At 76.0% G+C, this 18,188-nt stretch carries 12 protein-coding genes; 11 read left to right on the forward strand and 1 reads right to left on the reverse strand.

From position 1 onward, the window contains the following. Window positions 1-104 precede the first annotated feature (104 nt). The 3 genes from JS756_RS26530 to JS756_RS26540 are packed head-to-tail and all read left to right on the forward strand — an operon-like array spanning window position 105 to window position 6,036. Window positions 105-3,260: a hypothetical protein gene (locus JS756_RS26530; RefSeq protein WP_307791089.1), complete on the forward strand. Its 3,156-nt coding sequence runs from the start codon at window positions 105-107 to the stop codon at window positions 3,258-3,260. After that, the gene (locus JS756_RS26535; RefSeq protein WP_205385733.1) at window positions 3,257-3,961 is read left to right on the forward strand and encodes a Pvc16 family protein; all 705 of its coding nucleotides are present in this window, start codon (window positions 3,257-3,259) and stop codon (window positions 3,959-3,961) included. The genes JS756_RS26530 and JS756_RS26535 overlap by 4 nt, the downstream gene beginning before the upstream one ends. After that, window positions 3,958-6,036: an AAA family ATPase gene (locus tag JS756_RS26540; protein ID WP_205385734.1), complete on the forward strand. Its 2,079-nt coding sequence runs from the start codon at window positions 3,958-3,960 to the stop codon at window positions 6,034-6,036. Before JS756_RS26535 ends, JS756_RS26540 begins: the two co-directional genes overlap by 4 nt. Before the next feature lie 60 nt (window positions 6,037-6,096). Here JS756_RS26540 and JS756_RS26545 read toward each other — a convergent pair whose 3' ends face one another. Further along, entirely contained in the window at window positions 6,097-8,880 is a 2,784-nt protein-coding gene (locus JS756_RS26545; RefSeq protein ID WP_240204404.1) for an eCIS core domain-containing protein, read from the reverse strand. A 370-nt stretch (window positions 8,881-9,250) separates the two neighbouring features. Between JS756_RS26545 and JS756_RS26550 the strand changes: the two genes are divergently transcribed. The 8 genes from JS756_RS26550 (at window position 9,251) to JS756_RS26585 (ending at window position 18,157) form a co-directional block, all read left to right on the forward strand. Next, window positions 9,251-10,801: a phage tail sheath family protein gene (locus tag JS756_RS26550; protein WP_205385735.1), complete on the forward strand. Its 1,551-nt coding sequence runs from the start codon at window positions 9,251-9,253 to the stop codon at window positions 10,799-10,801. Between the two features lie 35 nt (window positions 10,802-10,836). Then, window positions 10,837-11,277 (forward strand): phage tail protein, encoded by a 441-nt coding sequence (locus JS756_RS26555; protein WP_205385736.1) that lies wholly within the window; start codon window positions 10,837-10,839, stop codon window positions 11,275-11,277. Beyond that, on the forward strand, window positions 11,274-11,765 hold the full coding sequence (locus tag JS756_RS26560) for a hypothetical protein (protein WP_205385737.1): 492 nt from the start codon (window positions 11,274-11,276) through the stop codon (window positions 11,763-11,765). Before JS756_RS26555 ends, JS756_RS26560 begins: the two co-directional genes overlap by 4 nt. Further along, complete coding sequence (locus JS756_RS26565; protein WP_205385738.1) at window positions 11,762-11,920, forward strand: DUF6760 family protein; 159 nt, start codon at window positions 11,762-11,764, stop codon at window positions 11,918-11,920. The genes JS756_RS26560 and JS756_RS26565 overlap by 4 nt, the downstream gene beginning before the upstream one ends. Window positions 11,921-12,111: 191 nt before the next feature. Continuing rightward, window positions 12,112-15,096 (forward strand): hypothetical protein, encoded by a 2,985-nt coding sequence (locus JS756_RS26570; RefSeq protein ID WP_205385739.1) that lies wholly within the window; start codon window positions 12,112-12,114, stop codon window positions 15,094-15,096. A gap of 32 nt (window positions 15,097-15,128) precedes the next feature. Next, window positions 15,129-15,554: a phage tail protein gene (locus tag JS756_RS26575; protein WP_205385740.1), complete on the forward strand. Its 426-nt coding sequence runs from the start codon at window positions 15,129-15,131 to the stop codon at window positions 15,552-15,554. Window positions 15,555-15,611: 57 nt separating this feature from the next. Continuing rightward, the gene (locus tag JS756_RS26580) at window positions 15,612-16,334 is read left to right on the forward strand and encodes a CIS tube protein (protein WP_205385741.1); all 723 of its coding nucleotides are present in this window, start codon (window positions 15,612-15,614) and stop codon (window positions 16,332-16,334) included. Further along, a complete protein-coding gene (locus JS756_RS26585) occupies window positions 16,331-18,157 on the forward strand; it encodes a VgrG-related protein (RefSeq protein ID WP_205385742.1) in 1,827 nt (608 codons plus the stop codon). The genes JS756_RS26580 and JS756_RS26585 overlap by 4 nt, the downstream gene beginning before the upstream one ends. The last annotated feature ends 31 nt before the right edge of the window (window positions 18,158-18,188 follow it).

Here is an 18,188-nt window from a genome sequence, read left to right on the forward strand (position 1 = left end):
AGCACGTGCTTCCCCCGGCGCCGCCCCTGCCGCCCTGCTGCCGCACCACCCGCCTGCGGCACCGTTCGGGGGAATCCGGGTGTTCCGAGACTGCGAGGTGGACCGTGAACGGCACCGCTGCCCCCGGCGGACGGCTCCGGCTGGGGCGAGTCGGCGCGTCGTTGCTCCTGACGGTCCCGCTGCTCGCGGCGACGGCGGCCTCCGGACCCGGCGCCGCCGCCGGTCCCGAGGCGGCAGCCGCGCCCGCGACCCGGATCGTGTACGCGGGTACCGGCCACCGCAGTCTCGGCCGGGTCGTCACCACCACCTCCAGTGAGCCGCTGTTCGGGACGGGGCCGGCGCACTTCGACGTGCAGCCGTCGGCGCTGGGCGACACGACGGTGTTCGCGAGCCGCCGCGACGACCGGCGTCCTCAGGTCTACCTGCGGTCCGCCGACGGGTCGGTGCGCAAGCTGACCGACGGCCGCGACGCGGGACATCCCCGGCTGACCCCGGACCGATCGGCGGTGGTGTTCGACTCCGCGGAGCCGGGCGGCCCCGGCGGAGCGCGGCAGCGCGACCTGTGGCTGGTCCGCACCGACGGCACGGGGCTGACCCGGCTGACCGACACGCCGTCCGACGAGGACAGCCCGACGGTGTCCCCGGACGGGCGGCGGCTGGCGTACGCCGGCAACGGCGAGTCGGCGGCCGGGTGGCAGATCTACGTGCGGCCCCTGGCCGGCGGCCCGGCGACCCGGCTCACCGGTGCACTCGGCGGCTCGGCGAGGGAGCCCGTGTGGAACCCGGTGGACGACCCGGCGCACCGCGACCTCGTCGCGTACACGTTCACAGCCGACGCGGCGGCGGGCCCACGGCTCCGGGTGACCGGCGGGGCCGCCGGGGACCGGCCACTGCTCGCGGGTGTGCAGGCGCAGTGGCGGACGCACGGGGCAGCGTGGCTGCCCGACGGGGACGGGGTGCTGTTCCTCAGCCCGAACCGCACCTGCGACTGCGAGGGCGACTGGGACCATGTGTTCCGGGTGCCCGCGCATTCCGCGGACACCCCGCGGCTGGTGCTCAGCGAGGACCGGGCGGTCGGCTCGCCCACCTGGGTCGGCCCGCTGAACGGGGGCCACACCGTGGTGGAGCGCACCTCGGCGCCCGGACCGCACGTGGCGACCCTGCAGGACGCCCGGCTGGACGGCGCCGACCCGCGTGACCTCGGCCCGACCCTCCTCACGGAGGACCCGGCGGCCGACACGGAGACGGACCCGGCGAAGGACCCTCTGTTCGACCCGTCGCCCGGACACGATCCGTGGACCGAGCGGCAGAGCTACACGCCGGACGGCCGCCGCATCGTGGTCACGCGTTTCGAGGACGGCCCCGACGGACGTGTCGAGCGGATCTGGACGGTCGACGCCGACGGGTCCCGTCCGGCGCCGATGCCGCTGGCCGGGCGGGGCCCGAAGGACTGGGACACCGATCCCGCCTTCTCCCCGGACGGCAAGTACCTCGCCTTCACGCGGTCCTCGCCGGGCGGCGTGGGATCCGCGGCCGGGCCCGGCCGGATCCTGATCGCCGACGTCGCCACCGGCAAGGTCGTCGACGAGATCGTCCCGCCGGCCGGACGGCAGGCGGACGGCGACGCCCAGCCCACCTGGTCCTCCGACGGCACCACTCTGGCCTTCACCCGCACCGAGGTGATCGACTCGCACGGGGGCGACAAGCACGTCTGGACCGCACCGGTGAACGCCCTCGACCGGCAGCGCGACCTGAGCGCGGCCGTCTGCCCCGGAGCCTGCGCGGTCATCGACGACAGCCCGGCGTTCTCGCCGGACGGCCGCTCCCTCGCCTTCAACCGGAAGAACGGCGGCGGCCGGATCGACGAACGCAACGGCATCGTCCTCACCTCGCTCTCCGGGGACCGCTGCCGGGTCCTGCTGCCGGCGGCAGCCCGGGACACCGCCGACGCCTGCCACCGGGAACTGCCCGACACCGCGGCGACCGGCCCGCACCAGCCGCGCGACGCGGCCTGGACGCCGGACGGCGACGGCCTGGTCCTCAGCGCCCGTCCGGAGCAGGCCGCCAACTGCCCGGAGCGGCTGTACGTGCTGGACGTCGCGACCGGTCGGCTGTCCCCGCTCACCGAGGCGATGCCGGGACGTCAGAAGGAGCCCGGCGTGCAGCAGTCGGTGGACCTGGCCGTGCACGCACCGGGCACGGTTCCCGCCATCACCGTGGGGACGGCCGCCGACATCCGCGTCGACGTCGTCAACCACGGCCCGGCCGCGTCGCCCGGCACCCGGCTGACCGTCGACCCGCCGGCCGGCGTCACCGTCACCGGGATCCGCCGGCCGGGCGGCACCTGCGACGCGGCCGCGCTCCGGTGCGACCTCGGGGTGGTGCCCCCGGACACGACCGTGCCGGTGACCGTGACGGTGGACGGGCTCACCCCCGCCGACCACACGGTGGGCTGGTCGGTCACGGGCAGCGTCATCGACCCCGAGCCCACCGACAACAGCGCGGGCACCGTCGTCCCGGTGCGCAGGGCTACTCCGCCGCCCCCCACACCGACACCCGACCCGACGCCCGCCCCGCCGGCCCCGGAGCCACCCGCACCGCTCCCGGCACCCGAGGCCGGACCCGGGGTGCGGGTCTCCGCCCGCCCGAACCCCGGCTACGTCGGCGGCCGGGTCGTGGTGACGTACACCGTGCGCAACGGGCGCAACGCCCTCGCGACCGGTCTGCGGCTGCGCATCGGCCTGCCCGCCGGGATCCCGCACGACGCGCCGCCGCCGGACTGCGACGCCGCGTGGGTGTGCACGCTGCCCGACCTGGCGCCGGGCGCCGACACGGTCGTGCGGGTGGTGCTCACTCCCGACCGCGCGGTGACCGGCCGCGCCACCGGCGTCCTCACCACGACCGGGACGGACGCCGACCCCGGTGACAACACGGCCCGGACCACGCTGCGGATCCTCCGACCGCGCATCGTCGCGGTGCCGCCGATCGGCAGGCCCGGCTTCGTCACCTCCGTGCGCGGCAGGGACTTCCCGCCGGGGGTGCCGGTGCGGTTCACCTGGAAGCCGGGCATCACCACCGCCGCCGCGCCGACCGTGCCGAAGCCGGACGGCACCTTCATCGGGCAGTTGCTCATCCTCGCCAAGGACCGGACCGGGCCACGCACCATCACCGCGCGCGGTCCCGGATTCGCCCCGGTCCGGACGGACTTCCTGGTGGTGAACGGCAGTGTGCAGCCGCCCGACGAGGTGACCCGCCGGTGATCCACGAGGTCGACGAGGCGCTGCGCGGTCTGCTCGACGAGTCCGGGCTCGCGGCCTCCGGTGTCGAGGTCGTCTTCGACGCGCCGACGCGCGACTGGGCGGCCCGCCGCAACGCGCCCACGGTGTGCGTGTTCCTGTACGACATCCGGGAGGACGTGTCCCGGCGCGGCAGCGGCGCCGGCGAGGTGCACGACCCGGACGGGCACCTGGTGGCGCGCCGCGGCCCGCCCCGCTGGTTCGAGCTGACGTACCTGATCACGGCGTGGGCGAACCGCCCGCAGGACGAGCACCGGCTGCTCTCGCAGGTCCTGGCGTGCCTGGTGGCCGTCGACGCGCTGCCGGACCGGCTGCTGTCGGGCACCCTCGCCGCACTCGGCCTGACCGTGGACCTCGACACCGCCGGGGCCGGACTCGCCGCGCCGGCCGCCGCCGACGTGTGGTCGGCGCTCGGCGGTGAGCTGAGGGCGTCGCTCGGTGTGCGGGTGCGCGCTCCGCTCGCCGCGGTGGCCAGGCCCACCGCGCCGCCGGTGACCGAGGGGCTCGTGGTGCGCTCCGGCGCCCGGCAGGAGGACGGCGGTGGGGTGCCCTGGCACCGGCTCCGGTACGAGGAGGTGGGCGACCCGGGCCCGGACGGGTTCTCCGGCCGGCGCGCGCGACCCGCCGCGCCCGTCCGCCGCCGTCGCGGGGGCAGGCAGCCGTGACGTACACCGACGGGCGCGCCGACGTGGCCGCCGATCACCTGTGGGCGCGGTTGCGGCTGGTCGAGGACCGGGTGCGGCACGCGGTCGCGGCACGCCGCGCGGTCGATCCCGACCCCGACGACCTTTACCGGGGCCAGTACCTCTCCCCCGGCGAGGTGGAGCGGATCCTCGACGGGCCGGGCGGCCTGGACGTGCCGGGGCACCGGCCGCAGCCGGCGCCGCCGGAGACCGTGCTCGGCACGCTCGCCGTGCGGTTCGGGCTGGCGCCCCTGGACACGGATCTCCTCCTGGTCGCCGTGGCCCCCGACCTGGATCCCCGGTTCGAGCGGCTCTACGGCTACCTCAACGACGATCTGACGCGCCGTCGGCCCACGGTCGCCCTGGCCCTGGAGTTGTGCGGGCTCGCGGCGGCCTCGGCCGCACGGTTCCGCCTGTCGACGGCGGCGCCCCTGAGGGCGGGCGGTCTGGTGGAGCTCGCGGAGCCGGACCGCCCGCTGCTGTCGCGGGTGCTGGCGGTCCCCGACCGGGTCACCGCACACCTGCTGGGCGGCACGGAGCCCGACACCCGCCTCGCCGGCGTGCTCGGCGAGGCCGTCGACGACCCGACGGCCGAGGCGGAGGACGTGCGCCGGGCGGCCTCGGCGGCCGGGACCGGATCGGGCCTGGTGCACCTGCTCGACCGGGGCGGGGACGCGCCGGGACTCGCCGCCGCCGCGGTGCGCGCGACCGGTCTGCGCCCGCTGGTCCTCGACCCGGCGGCCCTCGCCCGGCGCTCCGAGGACCTGCCGGCGCTGGCCCGGGTGGCGGCGCTGGAGGCCCGGCTGAGCGGGGCGGGGGTCGTCCTCGGCCCGCTGGAGGCGCTCTCCCCTCAGGCCTCCGAACGATCCTGGCGCATCAGGGAGTTGAGCACGGCTCTGCGCGGCACCCCCCTGTTCGCGTACGGTGCGGACGGCTGGGATCCGGCGTGGGCGGCCGACAGCCCGGTCGTCGTCCCGGTGGCCCCGCCCGCCCCGGCGCGGCAGACCGCCCGCTGGCGGCACGCCCTCGCCCTGACCGGTGCCGCAGGCGCCGCGGACGGTGCGGTGGACACGCTCGCCCGGGCGGTCGCCGCCCACCGCCTCGACGGCGCGCAGGTGCGCCGGGCCGCCGCCGCTGCCGTGCGGGGTGCCGCGCTGGCCGGCCGGCCGGTCTCCGCCGGCGACCTGCGGTCGGCGGTACGGGCGCAGAACGGCGCGGGGCTGGCCCGGCTGGCCCGCAGGGTGGAACCGGCTGTCGGCTGGGACGACCTGGTGCTGCCCGCGCCGACCCACCGGGCGCTGCGGGAGCTCGCCGTGCGCGCCCGCCACCGCGAGCAGGTGCTCGGGCAGTGGCGGATGCGGCCTGGCGGCGGACGGGGCCGTGGAGTGATCGCCCTGTTCGCCGGGGAGTCGGGCACCGGCAAGACCATGTCCGCGGAGGTGGTCGCGGCGGACCTCGGCATGGACCTGTACGTGGTGGACCTGTCCACGGTCGTCGACAAGTACGTCGGGGAGACCGAGAAGAACCTGGAGCGGATCTTCACCGAGGCGTCCGCGGTCAACGCGGTCCTGCTCTTCGACGAGGCCGACGCCGTCTTCGGGAAGCGTTCGGAGGTCAGGGACGCGCACGACCGGCACGCCAACATCGAGTCGGCCTACCTGCTGCAGCGCATGGAGTCGTTCGACGGGATCGCCGTGCTGACCACCAATCTCCGGGCCAACCTGGACGAGGCGTTCACCCGGCGGCTCGACGTGGTGGCGGAGTTCCCGGTACCCGACGCCGGCCGGCGGCTGGCCCTGTGGGAGCGGTGCCTGGGGGATCGGCTGCCCCGCGGTGAGGACCTGGACCTCCGCTTCTGCGCGGACCGCTTCGAACTGGCGGGCGGCTCCATCCGGGCCTGTGCGGTGACCGCCGCGTATCTCGCGGCCGAGTCCGATGTGCCCCTCACCATGCGGCAGTTGGTGACGGCGGTGGCCCAGGAGTACCGCAAGCTCGGACGGCTGGTCCTGGAGAGCGAGTTCGGGCAGTGGACGCGGGACGTGCGGGCACAGGGGTGACGGAGCCGGGCCGCCGCGGCCTGGGCCGGGTGGGTGACCGGCCCGGAAGCGGTCGCGGCCTCAGACGTCCTCCTTGAACTTCTCCATGCGGCGGCGCATGGTGCGCGGGGTGATGTGCAGGAAGGCGCCGAGGGACGTGGCGTTGTACTGACCGGCCATCGTGCGCAGCACCGTCTCCATCGCCGGCCCGAACGCGGGGGTGTCGCCCGGGTTGTCGGCGCCGTCCTCGACGGCCTGCCACCATGTGCGGAACTGCGAGGACATGGCGGCGCGCAGCAGGTCCCTGCCGGCGTCGTCCAGCGGGCGGCCGAGGGTGCGGGTCGCCCCCTTGCCGCTCTTGGGCGCGGCGGCCGAGGAGGACGCCTCGCTGTCGTCCCGCCGCGGCTTCTTGTGGCTGCCGGTGCGGCGCTTCACGGTCTCCGTGAGGCGGTTGGGGGCGACGCCGAGGTGGCCGGAGATGCTGTTCATCGAGATGTCGCGCTCGTCGACCAGCCTGCTGATCGCCTCCAGCAGGGCCTGCGGATAGTTCAGGGCGGCGTTGCCCTTCCCGCCGTCCTTGCCCTTGCGTTCCTCCAGGGCCTTCTTGAAGTCGGCGCCCATGGCGTCGTCGAGCATCCTGATCGCCTCCGGGTCGTCCCTGATGTGGGTCTTCCGGGGGCGCTTCAGCTTGTTCCGGACGGCTTCCGACTCGGAGTCCGCGCTCGCCACGCCCCTGACGCCGCTCAGGTCCAGGCCGGCGAACGAACGGGTCAGCGAACCGTCGCTCCCCTCGACGACATCGGTGTCGGAGGGGGTCTCATGACCGCCGGTGCCGTGGTCGGCATGGCTGTACGTGACCTTGCCGTCCTTGGTGCGCTGCTTGGCCGCGACCCGTGTCTGCCGGCCGCCGCGCGAGCCCGTCTCCGCCCCGGCGGGGACGCGTTCCCCCGCGAAGGCGGAGATGCGGGTGCCGTCCTGGGCCTTGGTGACGATCTGCTCGGACATCCAGTTGCCCCCGCCCTGCCCGCCGGGCGGCCGGGCGACGTGGGGCAGGTGCTCCACGATGGTGCCGGCCGACTCCTGGAAGAACGAGCCGAAGTCCTGGTTGAAGCTCAGGGGGAAGCCTTGCCGGCGGTAGTGCTCGAGCATCGCCCAGCACGTCTTGCAGGGGCGCTTCATGCCGCGGACCACGATCCGCTCGCCGAGGTGCTCCTCCGCGAGCCCGGCCGTCTCCAGGGCGAGCATCAGCTTCTGCTCGGCGTGCATCGACCGGGTGCCGTCCGGGTTCTGACCCGGTCCGGTGGAGTGCTTGAGCAGGATCACGGCGCCCTTGTGGTCGTCCGAGGTGAGCATCTCCTGCAGCCGGGCCAGTTGCCCGGGATCCGTGGGCTGCGCCTCCATCTGGACGACAGGGCCCCTGCGGCGCATCGCCTCCGCGGTCTCGCTGGCCCGCTGCCCCTGGTAGACCTGCTGGATCTTCAGTCTGGCCCGCCGGTTGGTGCCGACGGCGTCGTCCGCGTCCCGGGTCGGCCGGCCGGCGCGCAGCGCCCGTTCCGGCGGTTCCGCGTTCATCAGGTGGGACAGGTCGGGCGCGGGTGCGTCCTGCGGGGCGGCCTCGGACTGGGCCCGGAGGTACTCCATCAGCAGGGTCACGGAGCGGTTCCGGTTGGTGGCGAACACCAGCCGTCCGTTGATCAGCATGCCCTGCACCTCGGACTCCCTGGGCGGGCCCTTCTTCTTGGGCGCCGCGCCGCCCCGGGCCTTCTTCCCCTTCCCCGGCGCCGGCCCCGGGGCGCTCGTCGCCCGCTGGGCGGCCGCGGACGAGGACTCGGCCATGGCGGTGTCGCCGTCGGCGTCGACGGCGGGCGTCCCACCCTGCGCGTTCTGCTGGGCCACGTCGTGCAGGTAGCGGATGCAGTTGAACAGCCGGATGCAGATGTGCCGGAGCGTCTGCTCGGCCCGTTCACCGCTCTGGTCGCGCGGGAACCTGACCACGGCCTGCTGTGTGGAGCGTCCCTCCTGCAGGAGCGTGGGGTCGCAGGTGCAGGCGCGTACGTCCTGGACGAGCTGCCGCAGCGTCTCGTCGCCCGCCATGGCCTCGGCGATGTCGGACTCGTCGTCGCCGAGATACTCGTCCTCCTCGTCGCCGGAGGCACGCTGCACCGGCGCCGCCCTCGGCGCGGAGGGCGCCGTCGCCGCCGGCGGCCGCGCGGTGCCCGGATCCGCCACGCGCAGGACCGGCACCGGGCCGCGCATCACCTGCCGTGCCTGCTGCTCCGCGGCCACCTCCCAGCGGTCGCCGGGGTCGGAGACGGCCAGGCCGCGCTCGTCGGCCGTGCCGCCGACCGGGCCCTGCCGCTGCTGCAGGTAGTGGCTCAACTCGTGGGCCAGGGTGAGCCTGTCTCCACCTCCGGGGCCCACGACCACGTGCCGTCCGGACGTGAAGGCGCGAGCGTCCACCTCCTCGGCGGAGCTGCGGGCCAGCCGCCCGGTGTGCAGCCGTACGCCGGAGAAGTCGGCGCCGCCGAACCGGGCCTCCATCTCCGTGCGCACCCCGTCGTCGAGCGGTCTGCCCGGCGTGCGCAGCACCTCGTGGACCAGGGAGGAGCGCTGCACCGGTGCGGCGTCGTGCCCGCATCCGGGCGCGTGCTCGTGCACGTTCCCGTCGTCCCGCCGGTTCCGTGCCCGCTGGACCATCCGGGTCACGGCGGCGTTGCCGGCCGTCGGTTGGAGCGCGGCGGCCTGTGCCGGGCTCAGGGGCGCCCCGGGCACCGGCCGGGGCCGTTCGGACGCCCGGCGCCGCACCGGCTCAGGCCGCCCGGCCGGGCCCTGCGGCCGCGTGCGGTCGGCTGCGGATTCACGCAAGGGGCGGCCTCCTGGTCCCGAAGACGTCGCACCGTCCGGGGCGAGCGGGCACCGGGACGGTCTCCCACACGGTCCCGGTTCCCCGGCCCGCCTTCCAGGGCGCCGGGCACCGTCCCGGGGGCGGCGCGGCTGCCCGATGGGGAACCCGGGCTGCCTCACGGCCCGGCGCCGCCTGCCCGGCCGGCCGCCCCGTACGCCACTCCGGTCACAGCGTGGTAGGCGGAGCGGGCGGCGTCCCACGTGCCGGGAGGGCGTCCCAAAAGGCAGCGCGGCTGCCCCCGGCCAGGTCCCCTCGCCCCTGGCGCCGCGCCGGAACGGCCTCGGAGACTCGGCATCGACGCAGGTGACCATGGGACACGAAGGAGCACGCATGCCGACGTACCTCACCCCGGGCGTCTACGTGGAGGAGGTGCAGTCCGGTGCCCGTCCGATCGAGGGGGTCGGCACCGCCGTCGCCGCGTTCGTCGGGTTCGCCCGGACCGGCCCGTTCCACGAACCGACGCTGGTCACCAACTGGGACCAGTACGTCCAGCTCTTCGGCGGCTTCACCGAGGGCACCTGTCTGGCACACGCGGTGTACGGCTACTTCGCCAACGGCGGGGGCGCCGCCTACGTGGTGCGGATCGGCGAGTCCCGCGCGCCGGCCGGCGGCCCCCGGGAGTCCCCGGGGGCGCCGGCGGCGGCGCGGCCGGTGCCGCTCGGCGGATTCCTGGTGGCGGCCCGGCCCGGCGCCTCGGGTCTGTCCGTGGAGATAGCCGCCCCGGACGGGGAGAACCCGCCCGAGGACCGTTTCCGGCTCCTGGTCCGCCAGGGCGAGCAGGTCGTGGAGACCTACGACGTGTCCACGCGCAAGAACGTCAAGGGGTACGTCGTCACCCAGCTCCGCGCCTCCAAGCTGGTCGAGGTCACCGAGCAGCGCGAGTCCGCCCAGACCCGGCCGGCCGCGCAGACGGTGACACTGCCCGACGCGCCCGCCGCGCCCGCGGCGCCCGCCTCCGGTGAGGTGGCGCGGCACGATCCGGCCGAGTACGTCGGCGACATCGCCGCCCGGACCGGGTTCGGCGGCCTGGAGGCCATCGACGAGATCACGATGGTCGCGGTGCCGGATCTGATGGGTGCCCATCAGCGCGGCGACATCGACGCGGAGGGCGTGCGCACCGTGCAGCTCGCGGTGATCTCCCACTGCGAGCAGATGGGCGACCGGGTGGCGGTCCTGGACACCCCGCCCGGGCTCACCGCGCAGCAGGTGCGGGCCTGGCGCAACGACGAAGCGGGCTACGACTCCCGGTACGCCGCCCTCTACTACCCGTGGGTGCGGGTCTTCGACCCGGCGACCGGCCGCAACACCACCGTCCCGCCGAGCGGCCACATCGCGGGCGTGTGGGCGCGCAGCGACGCCGAGCGCGGTGTGCACAAGGCGCCCGCCAACGAGGTGGTCCGGGGCGCGGTGGACCTGGAGCTGCGACTCAGCAAGGGCGAGCAGGATCTGCTGAACCCGATCGGTGTGAACTGCGTCCGCGCCTTCCCCGGGCGTGGGATCCGGGTGTGGGGCGCCCGCACTCTGTCGTCGGACCCGGCGTGGCGGTATCTGAACGTCCGTCGCCTGTTCAACTACCTGGAGGAATCCATCCTGCTGGGCACCCAGTGGGTGGTCTTCGAGCCGAACGACGACCGGCTGTGGTCGAGCGTCCGGCGCAACGTCACCGCGTTCCTCACCGAGGAATGGCGCCGGGGCGCGCTCTTCGGCCGCACCGCCGAGGAGGCGTTCTACGTGAGGTGCGACCGCTCCAACAATCCGCAGGAGTCGATCGACCAGGGGCGGGTGGTCTGCGAGATCGGGGTCGCGCCGGTCAGGCCCGCCGAGTTCGTGGTGTTCCGGCTGGCCCAGTTCTCCGACAGCACCAGCATCGTCGACGAGTGACCCGCGGGTCGGTCCAGGGAAGGTGACAGTCAGTCATGGCAGAGGGCGATGCTCTTTCCACCCATGTCTTCGGCGTGCAGCTCGGCGGCTACATGGTGGAGTCGATCCAGGAGATCAGCGGGCTCACCGTCGAGGAGGAGGTCGTCGAGGTCCGGCAGGTCAGCTCGGAGGGCAAGCAGATCATCCGGAAGCAGCCGGGAGCCCGGCAGGCCGGTGAGATCACGATCACCCGGGGGCTCGACCAGAGCAGCGAGTTCACGCAGTGGATCAAGGAGACCCTCAACAACGGGGCCGTCGACACCGCGCGGCAGAACCTGACCATCGAGATCAAGGACTCCAAGGGGGACACGGTCCGCCGCATCCAGCTGATGCAGGGCTGGGCGTCCCGCTGGGAGGGCCCGTCACTGCGGGCCGGGGAGTCCGCGGCGGCCACGGAGACCGTCACGATCGTGTTCGAGGAGATCGTCGTCGAATGAGGCGCCGTACGGTGACGGCGGGCAATCTGGAGGAGATCCTGGAGGTGACGGCGCCCGTCCCGGCCGCCGACCAGCCGCAGGCCCCGGCCGCCCGCCCCGCGACACACGAGGAGCACGGGCTGCGCACGGAGTTCGAGTTCGAGCTCCCGCGCGGCTACGTGGACGAGACGGGCACCGTGCACCGGCACGGCGCGATGCGGCTGGCGACCGCCCGCGACGAACTGCGGCCGCAGATCGACCTGCGGGTCAAGGAGAACCCGGCCTACCTGAGCGTGGTGCTGCTGAGCCAGGTCATCACCCGGCTCGGCACCGTCACGGACGTGCACGCAGGGGTCGTGGAGCGGATGTACGCCACCGATGTCGCGTTCCTCCAGGACTTCTACCGCCGCGTCAACAGCGAGGGGCACACGCGCGCGGCGGTGACCTGCCCGCACTGCGAGGGCGCCTTCGAGGTCGACCTCTCGGGTGGGCGCCTGGGGGAATCGTGACGTACGCACTCCCCCGGCTCCACGAGGAGATCGCGTACGTCGCCTACCACTTCCACTGGCAGCGCGAGGAGATCCTCGGCCTCACCCACGCAGAGCGCCGGCGGTGGGTGTCCGAGATCGCCCGCATCAACACCCGAGTGAACGAGGGCGGTTGAGTCACATGGCATGGCGGGACAGACTGCGCCGCCGGCCGCGCCTCGGGGACGCGGCCGGGTACGCACCGGGCGCGGGGAACGCTTCCGGCCCGGGGACGGGGGATGCGGCCGTCCCGGGGACCACCGGCACGACCGGGCCTGCCGCGCCGGGCGCGGGAGGTACGTCCGTCCCCGGCGCGGCAGGCCCGGTCGTGCCGGGCGACTGGGACGGCGGCTGGCGCCGCACGCCGGCGCCCGCACTGACCGTGGCCCGCGCCCCGCTCGGCGTCAGCGACGGGCTCGCCTTCCGCTCGTCGCTCGCGTCGTGGCAGAACCCGGCCCTGGGCACCGGTCTCGGCCACGCCCTGCTGCCCTCCGCTCCGGTCGGTCTCGCCCACGGCATCGCCGGTCCCGCGCTGCCGCGCGCGGTGCATGCCGACGGCGGACCGCTGCTGCTGCGGGCGGCGCGTCCACAGGCGGAGGCCGGGACCGCGACCTCATCGGGAGAGGCCCCGGCGCCGCAGACCCCCCGGGCGCCGCGCGGGAGATCCGCGGGGGCGACACCGACCACGCCGACGGCCGACGGCTCCGGACCGGTTCGCCGGGCGGGCGGCGGCTCCCGCACCCCCGCGGGGGCCGATGCGGTGAACACGCCCGCGGCACAGGGCCGTACGGACACCCGGGGGGCCGGCACGGCTTCCTCCCGGAACGCTCCGGCGAGCGCGCGCCCCTCCGGTGCGGCCGACGGCGGGGGCACGGCCGTGGCGCCCGTGGCCCGGCGCTCGGCGGCGGTCGCGCCCGACCGTGCGGCCGCGACCGCCGGTCCCCGCCCGCCCCTCGCGGCCCCGACGCCGCTCGTCCAGCGGGCCCCGGCCGGGTCCGCCGGGCGGACGGCCCGGGCGGACGGCACCGGCCGCCCGCTCGCCGAACCGGAGATTCCCCCGGTCCGCCGGGTGGCCGTGGTGCCGAACGGCCCCCGCAGGGCACCGGCACCCGGGACCACCGCGCTGTCCCCCTCCCCGGCGCGAGGACGGGCGGCGGCGCCCGGGGGGATCGGCGGCGGTACACCCGCGGCGAACGAGCCCGCCGTGGAGGACGGCGAGGGCTTGCGCGATGGACACGCGGTGACGGTGCGTCCGCGGCCGCTGGGTCCCCCGCTGACCGTGGCCCGGCGGGCCACCGGCCGGGCGTCGCGCCGGCTCGCGGCCCTGCGGCCCGAGGCGGTTCGCGGCACCGTCACCGACGCCGTTCTTGAGGGCGGCCGCGGCGGGACCGCGTATGCCGCCCAGTCCCGGGCCGCCGGTCCGGGGCCGCGGCCCACGGCAGCCGCCGCCGGGGCTCCCCCAGCCGCCTCGCCCGTGCAGCGCGCCGCGGCCCCGGACCGGACGGACGGCCGGGGCCCGCTGGGCGCGCCCCTGAAGGCGCTCCCCGCCACGGCGGAGCCCCTGACCCCCATGACTCCCGAGGCGTCCGGCCCGGCGGCCGGCGCCCGCCCGGCGGCGGGGCCCGTGCTGCCCGTCGTCCAGCGGCGGCCGGACTCGCCTGCTGCCCCACCGGTCCCGCACGAGGGGGACCCTGCGGCGCCCGCGAGCCACGGTGCCGTGCCGCCCCCGGCTGCGCAGTCCGCGCCGGGGCGCGGTGTCGCCCGGTCCGGTCCGGGCGGGGCACGGGCCCGCGGCGGTCTGGGCGCGCCTCTGCCCGCGCTGCCCCCGACCGCCGACGTGCTCCGGGCCGCGGCCCGCGCTCCCCGGACGCCGGGCGCCGTCGACGACCGCGGTGCTCCCGGCGGCCGCCCGGACGTCCGGGACACCCCGGGCGCCCCGGCCGTCCGGCCTGCCCGGGTGAACCGCGGTAGCGGGTCGGGCACACCCGAACGCCCCTCGGGGACGGGCACCGCCCCTCTCCTGGGTGCGGTGCCCGCAGTACAGCGCAGCCCGGCCGCCGGATCTCCCGCCGGCGCGGGGGATGCGGTACCGGCCCGCGGGGCCGCGGGCCCGCCGCCGGACACCGGCGCGGCAGGCGCCGCACCGCTCGTGACGCGCGGGGGCGCCCGGTCGGCACCCCCGGCGGAAGCAGCGCCCGGATCCGCCCCGCGCGTGTCCGCTGCCGTGCACCGCCCGGCCGTGCAGCGGGCACCGGACGGCTCACCCGGCGGTGGGGCGGCGGTCGGTGATGCGCCGACGCCGGCCCGCTCACCGGCCCGTGGGCGGGTCCGCGACGGCGCCCGCGCGCCCGGACCGGCCTCCGGCACCCGCGCGGCGGGACCGGTCGCCGGCAGCCGCAGCGCGCCGGGTCCCGTGGCCGTGGCCCGGGCGGTCACCGGGCCCGGCGGGATGCGGGGGCACGGCCCGGTCGCCGTCCGGGAACCGCTCACGACCGGGCGGCCCGCGGCGCCGTCCGGGCCGGCCGCGCCCCACGTCGTCCCGCTGCTCGCCGCGCGCCCGCTCGCCGTCCGCACCCGCGTGCCGGAAGACACTCGGTCGCCCTCCGCGGAAGGGGGCGCTCGACGCCCCGTCGTCGCCGCGTCCTGGCCCCGTGGGACGGATCAGGCACCGGGCGCGCGGGACACGCCCGTGACGGGCGCCGCCACGGGGCCGGCCCGTGACGGGCACGCCACGGCACCCCGGGTGTGGCCGTCCCCCGCCGTCGCTGCGTCGTCGGGCGCGAACGCGCCGCCGTCCGGCACGAGCGGTCCGCCTCGGCCCGGCGGGACCGTACCCGTCGTACGCCCGCATCCGCTCGTCCAAAGGGCGGCGGCCGGCGGGGAGGCGACGGCGCGCCCGCAGGCGCTGCCGGTGGCCGGCCCGTCGGGGGCTCCGCTCCAGGACCGCGCGTCCGCCCCGGCGGTGCCCGGCCCACCGGTGCCCGTCGTGCGCACCGCTGCTGTCGGCTCGGCGGCTCCGGGACCCGCCGTCGGCGCAGCGGTGCCGGTCGTCCAGCGGCACAGGTCCGGAGCGGGCGCGGACGCGGCCCCCGCCGCGCTTCCCGCCGGGGTGCCCGGGACGGCGGTACCCGCCCAGGGACGGCAGCGGCAGACCTCGGCGCCGCCCGCGCCCGCGCCGGCCGCCACGCCGGACGCCGGAGCCGACCTGGACGACCTCGCGCGGCGCCTGCTGGACCCGATGGCCCGGCTGCTCCGCGCCGACCTGCGGCGCGGGCGGGAACGCGCGGGCCGTCCGCACGACGGACGCCGCTGAGGGCACGGAGCGGAGAAGACGGAGAAGAACGGATGACGGACAGCATCTTCGCGACGAGCGTGTTCTTCCGGCTCGCGATCGGCGGCAACGACCTGGGGGCCTTCCACACCTGCTCCGGCATGGGAGCGGAGGTGGAGATGGAGAGCTACGCCGAGGGCGGCAACAACGGGTTCACCTGGCAGCTGCCGGGCCGGGTCACGTGGTCGAACATCACGCTCACCCGGCCGGTCACCGCCGACACGGCGAAGATCGGCCGCTGGCTGGACGAGACGCTGCGGCGGGTGGAGCCCAAGGACGGTGAGATCGTCGCCCTGAAACCGGACTTGACCCGGATCATCAGCTGGCAGGTGCTGGGGATCGTGCCGGTGCGCTGGCAGGGGCCGTCCTTCGACCCGTCCTCCTCCCAGCCGGCCGTGGAGACGCTGGAGATCGCCCACGAAGGCCTGCGGCCGTCCTGACAACCCGTCACCGGCGAGTACCGCCCCCGCCAGGATCCTACGGAAGGAGTCCCCGGTATGTCCCCCATCGGCCGCGCCGGCCGGGCCAGGGCCCAGCTGACGCTGAAGGAACCGCCGGCGACGGTCGGGGCGAGACCCGGCGGGACGATCGCACGGCTGAACCTGCGGTTCAACCCGACCACGCTCCAGTTGCGCAAGACCACCGAGTGGCGGCGCAGCCCGTCGCGGATGGCCGGGGCGTCGGCGCTGCCCGAGTTCGTCGGCAGCGGGCCGCGGGAACTGAGCCTGGAGGTCTTCCTCGACGCCACCGCCACCCACGACAACTCCGTCGAGCAGGCGGTGGAGAAGCTCATGAAGGGGTGTGTGCCGACCCCGGCGAGCCTCGCCCGCAAGAAGCCGGCGAGCCCGTGGGTGCGGTTCGAGTGGGGCACCGCCCGCACGACGTCGTTCGACGGGGTGCTGTCGAGCCTGTCGGTGACGTACACGCTGTTCGACGTGGACGGCAGTCCGCTCAGGGCGACGTGCGCGTTGTCGGTCCAGGAGGCGAGCGTGGACCCCCCGGGGCAGAACCCGACCTCCGGTGCGCGCTCGGCCCGCAGCACGCACCTCGTGGTGGCCGGGGACAGCCTGGCGATGCTGGCCTGGCGGGAGTACGGCGACGCGACGGCGTGGCGGGTCATCGCGGAGGCGAACGGGATCGACGACCCGATGGCCCTGGTGCCCGGCACGGAACTGGTGGTGCCGGGGCCGGCGGACCCGGACGGTGAGGAGGAGCGGTGAGCACACCCGAGGCACGGGGCGGCCGGTCGTTCGCCGCGGACCCGATCGTGGAGGCGCCCGGCGAACTGCCGCAGATCTGGGCGGCGCAGCTGGTCAGCTGTGTGGTGGACGAGAACGTCGGCCTCCCGGACACGGCGGTGGTCAGCTACCGGGACCCCGACCACGAGTTCCTGAGGTCGACCGGGATCACCCTCGGCACACCGCTGCGGGTGTCGGTGATGACGGTCTCCGGGCAGGCGCGCGAGCGGCTGTTCGACGGCGAGGTCACGGCAGTGGAGATCGACCGGGACAGCACCGGCTCGTTCACCGTGGTGCGGGCCTACTCCAGGGCGCACCGGCTCCAGCGCGGCCGCAAGGTGGCGGCGTTCCGGAACATGACGGCCGCCGCGATCGTCCGCAAGGTGGTCGCGGGCGCCGGGCTCGCCTGCGGGACGGTGGAGGCGGCGCCGGTCACCTATCGGCACCTGTCTCAGCCGAACGTGTCCGACTGGGAGTTCCTGCAGTACCTGGCGGGCGAGAGCGGCGCGCAGGTACGCGTGGACGACCAGGGCGTGGTGCAGTTCACCCGGCCGGCGAAGGCCTCGGCCGCGCCGGCGCCGTCGACGCCGGCGACGCAGGACCCGATGGTGCTGGAGTACGGGCGGAACCTGCTGGCGCTGCGGGCCTCGCTGTCGGGTGCGGACGGGGCGTCCTCGGTCGAGGTGCGCGGCTGGGACGTCACCACCAAGACCCCGCTGGTGGCCCGGCACCCGTCGGTGGCCGGCGAGACGGTGCTGCCGGGACTGGCCCCGGAGTCCGCGGTCCGGTTCGGTCGGTCGGCGAAGCTGACCGTGGCGGACACGCCCTACCGCACGCAGGCCGAGACGACGGCGGTCGCGCGAGCGGTCGCCGGGCGGATGAGCGCCGGTTTCGCGGAGCTGGAGGCGGTGGCCGAGGGCAATCCCCGGCTGCGGGCGGGCCGCCCGGTCGCGCTCGGGAACGTGGGCGAGGCCTTCTCCGGCCGGTACACGGCGACGGCGGTGCAGCACAGTGTGGAACCGCACGGCGGCTACCGGACCACGGTGTGGGTCGGCGCCGGTTGGGACCGGTCCCTGGCGGGTCTGGTGACCGGCGCGAACGCACCCGGACGCAGCCCCCGCGTACCGGGCCTGGCGATCGGCGTGGTGACCGACGTGCGGGAGCCCGGCGGCGCCCAGAGCGGCGGGGTGCGGCTGAGGTTCCCCTGGCTGGACGACACCTACGTGACCGACTGGGTACGCACGGTCCAGTGGGGCGGCAAGGGCGGTGGGGGCGTGGTGAGCCCGGAGGTCAACGACGAGGTGCTGGTCGGGTTCGAGCAGGGTCTGCTGGACCGGCCGTACGTCATCGGCGGCCTCTACAACGGTGTGGACGAGCCGTCACCGCACGACGTGCCGCTGGTGGACGCGACCAGCGGCACGATCAACCGCCGTTCGGTGGTGTCCCGTTCGGGCCACCGGGTCGAACTGCTCGACGCCAGGGCCCCGGGCCCGTCCGGCGTGCGGCTGCGCACCGCCGACCGGCGGCTGGAGGTCCTGCTGCACGACCGGGACGACAGGATCGAGCTCACGGTGTACGCGGCGGGCGGCCGGAGGCCGCTGTCCTCGGTGCGGCTGGACACCCGCGGCATCACCTTGGACGCGGGCAGCGGCACGGTCACCCTGAAGGGCGGCGCCGTGACCATCGACGCCGACACGGCGGTCCGGGTCGGCGGCGAGACCGTGAACGTCGCGGGACGGGCGGACCTCACCCTCGACGGCGGTCTGCTGGGGGTGCTGAAGGCGAGACTCGTCCGCATCAACTGACGCCGCACGGCGCCCTCCGCACTCCCTGCTC

Source organism: Streptomyces actuosus, from assembly GCF_016921115.1.
GTDB lineage: Bacteria > Actinomycetota > Actinomycetes > Streptomycetales > Streptomycetaceae > Streptomyces > Streptomyces actuosus_A.

Coding starts and splice junctions, on each gene's coding strand:
- JS756_RS26550 (WP_205385735.1), top strand. CDS start 9,251: ATGCCGACGTACCTCACCCCGGGCGTCTACGTGGAGGAGGTGCAGTCC.
- JS756_RS26555 (WP_205385736.1), top strand. CDS start 10,837: ATGGCAGAGGGCGATGCTCTTTCCACCCATGTCTTCGGCGTGCAGCTC.
- JS756_RS26560 (WP_205385737.1), top strand. CDS start 11,274: ATGAGGCGCCGTACGGTGACGGCGGGCAATCTGGAGGAGATCCTGGAG.
- JS756_RS26575 (WP_205385740.1), top strand. CDS start 15,129: ATGACGGACAGCATCTTCGCGACGAGCGTGTTCTTCCGGCTCGCGATC.
- JS756_RS26580 (WP_205385741.1), top strand. CDS start 15,612: ATGTCCCCCATCGGCCGCGCCGGCCGGGCCAGGGCCCAGCTGACGCTG.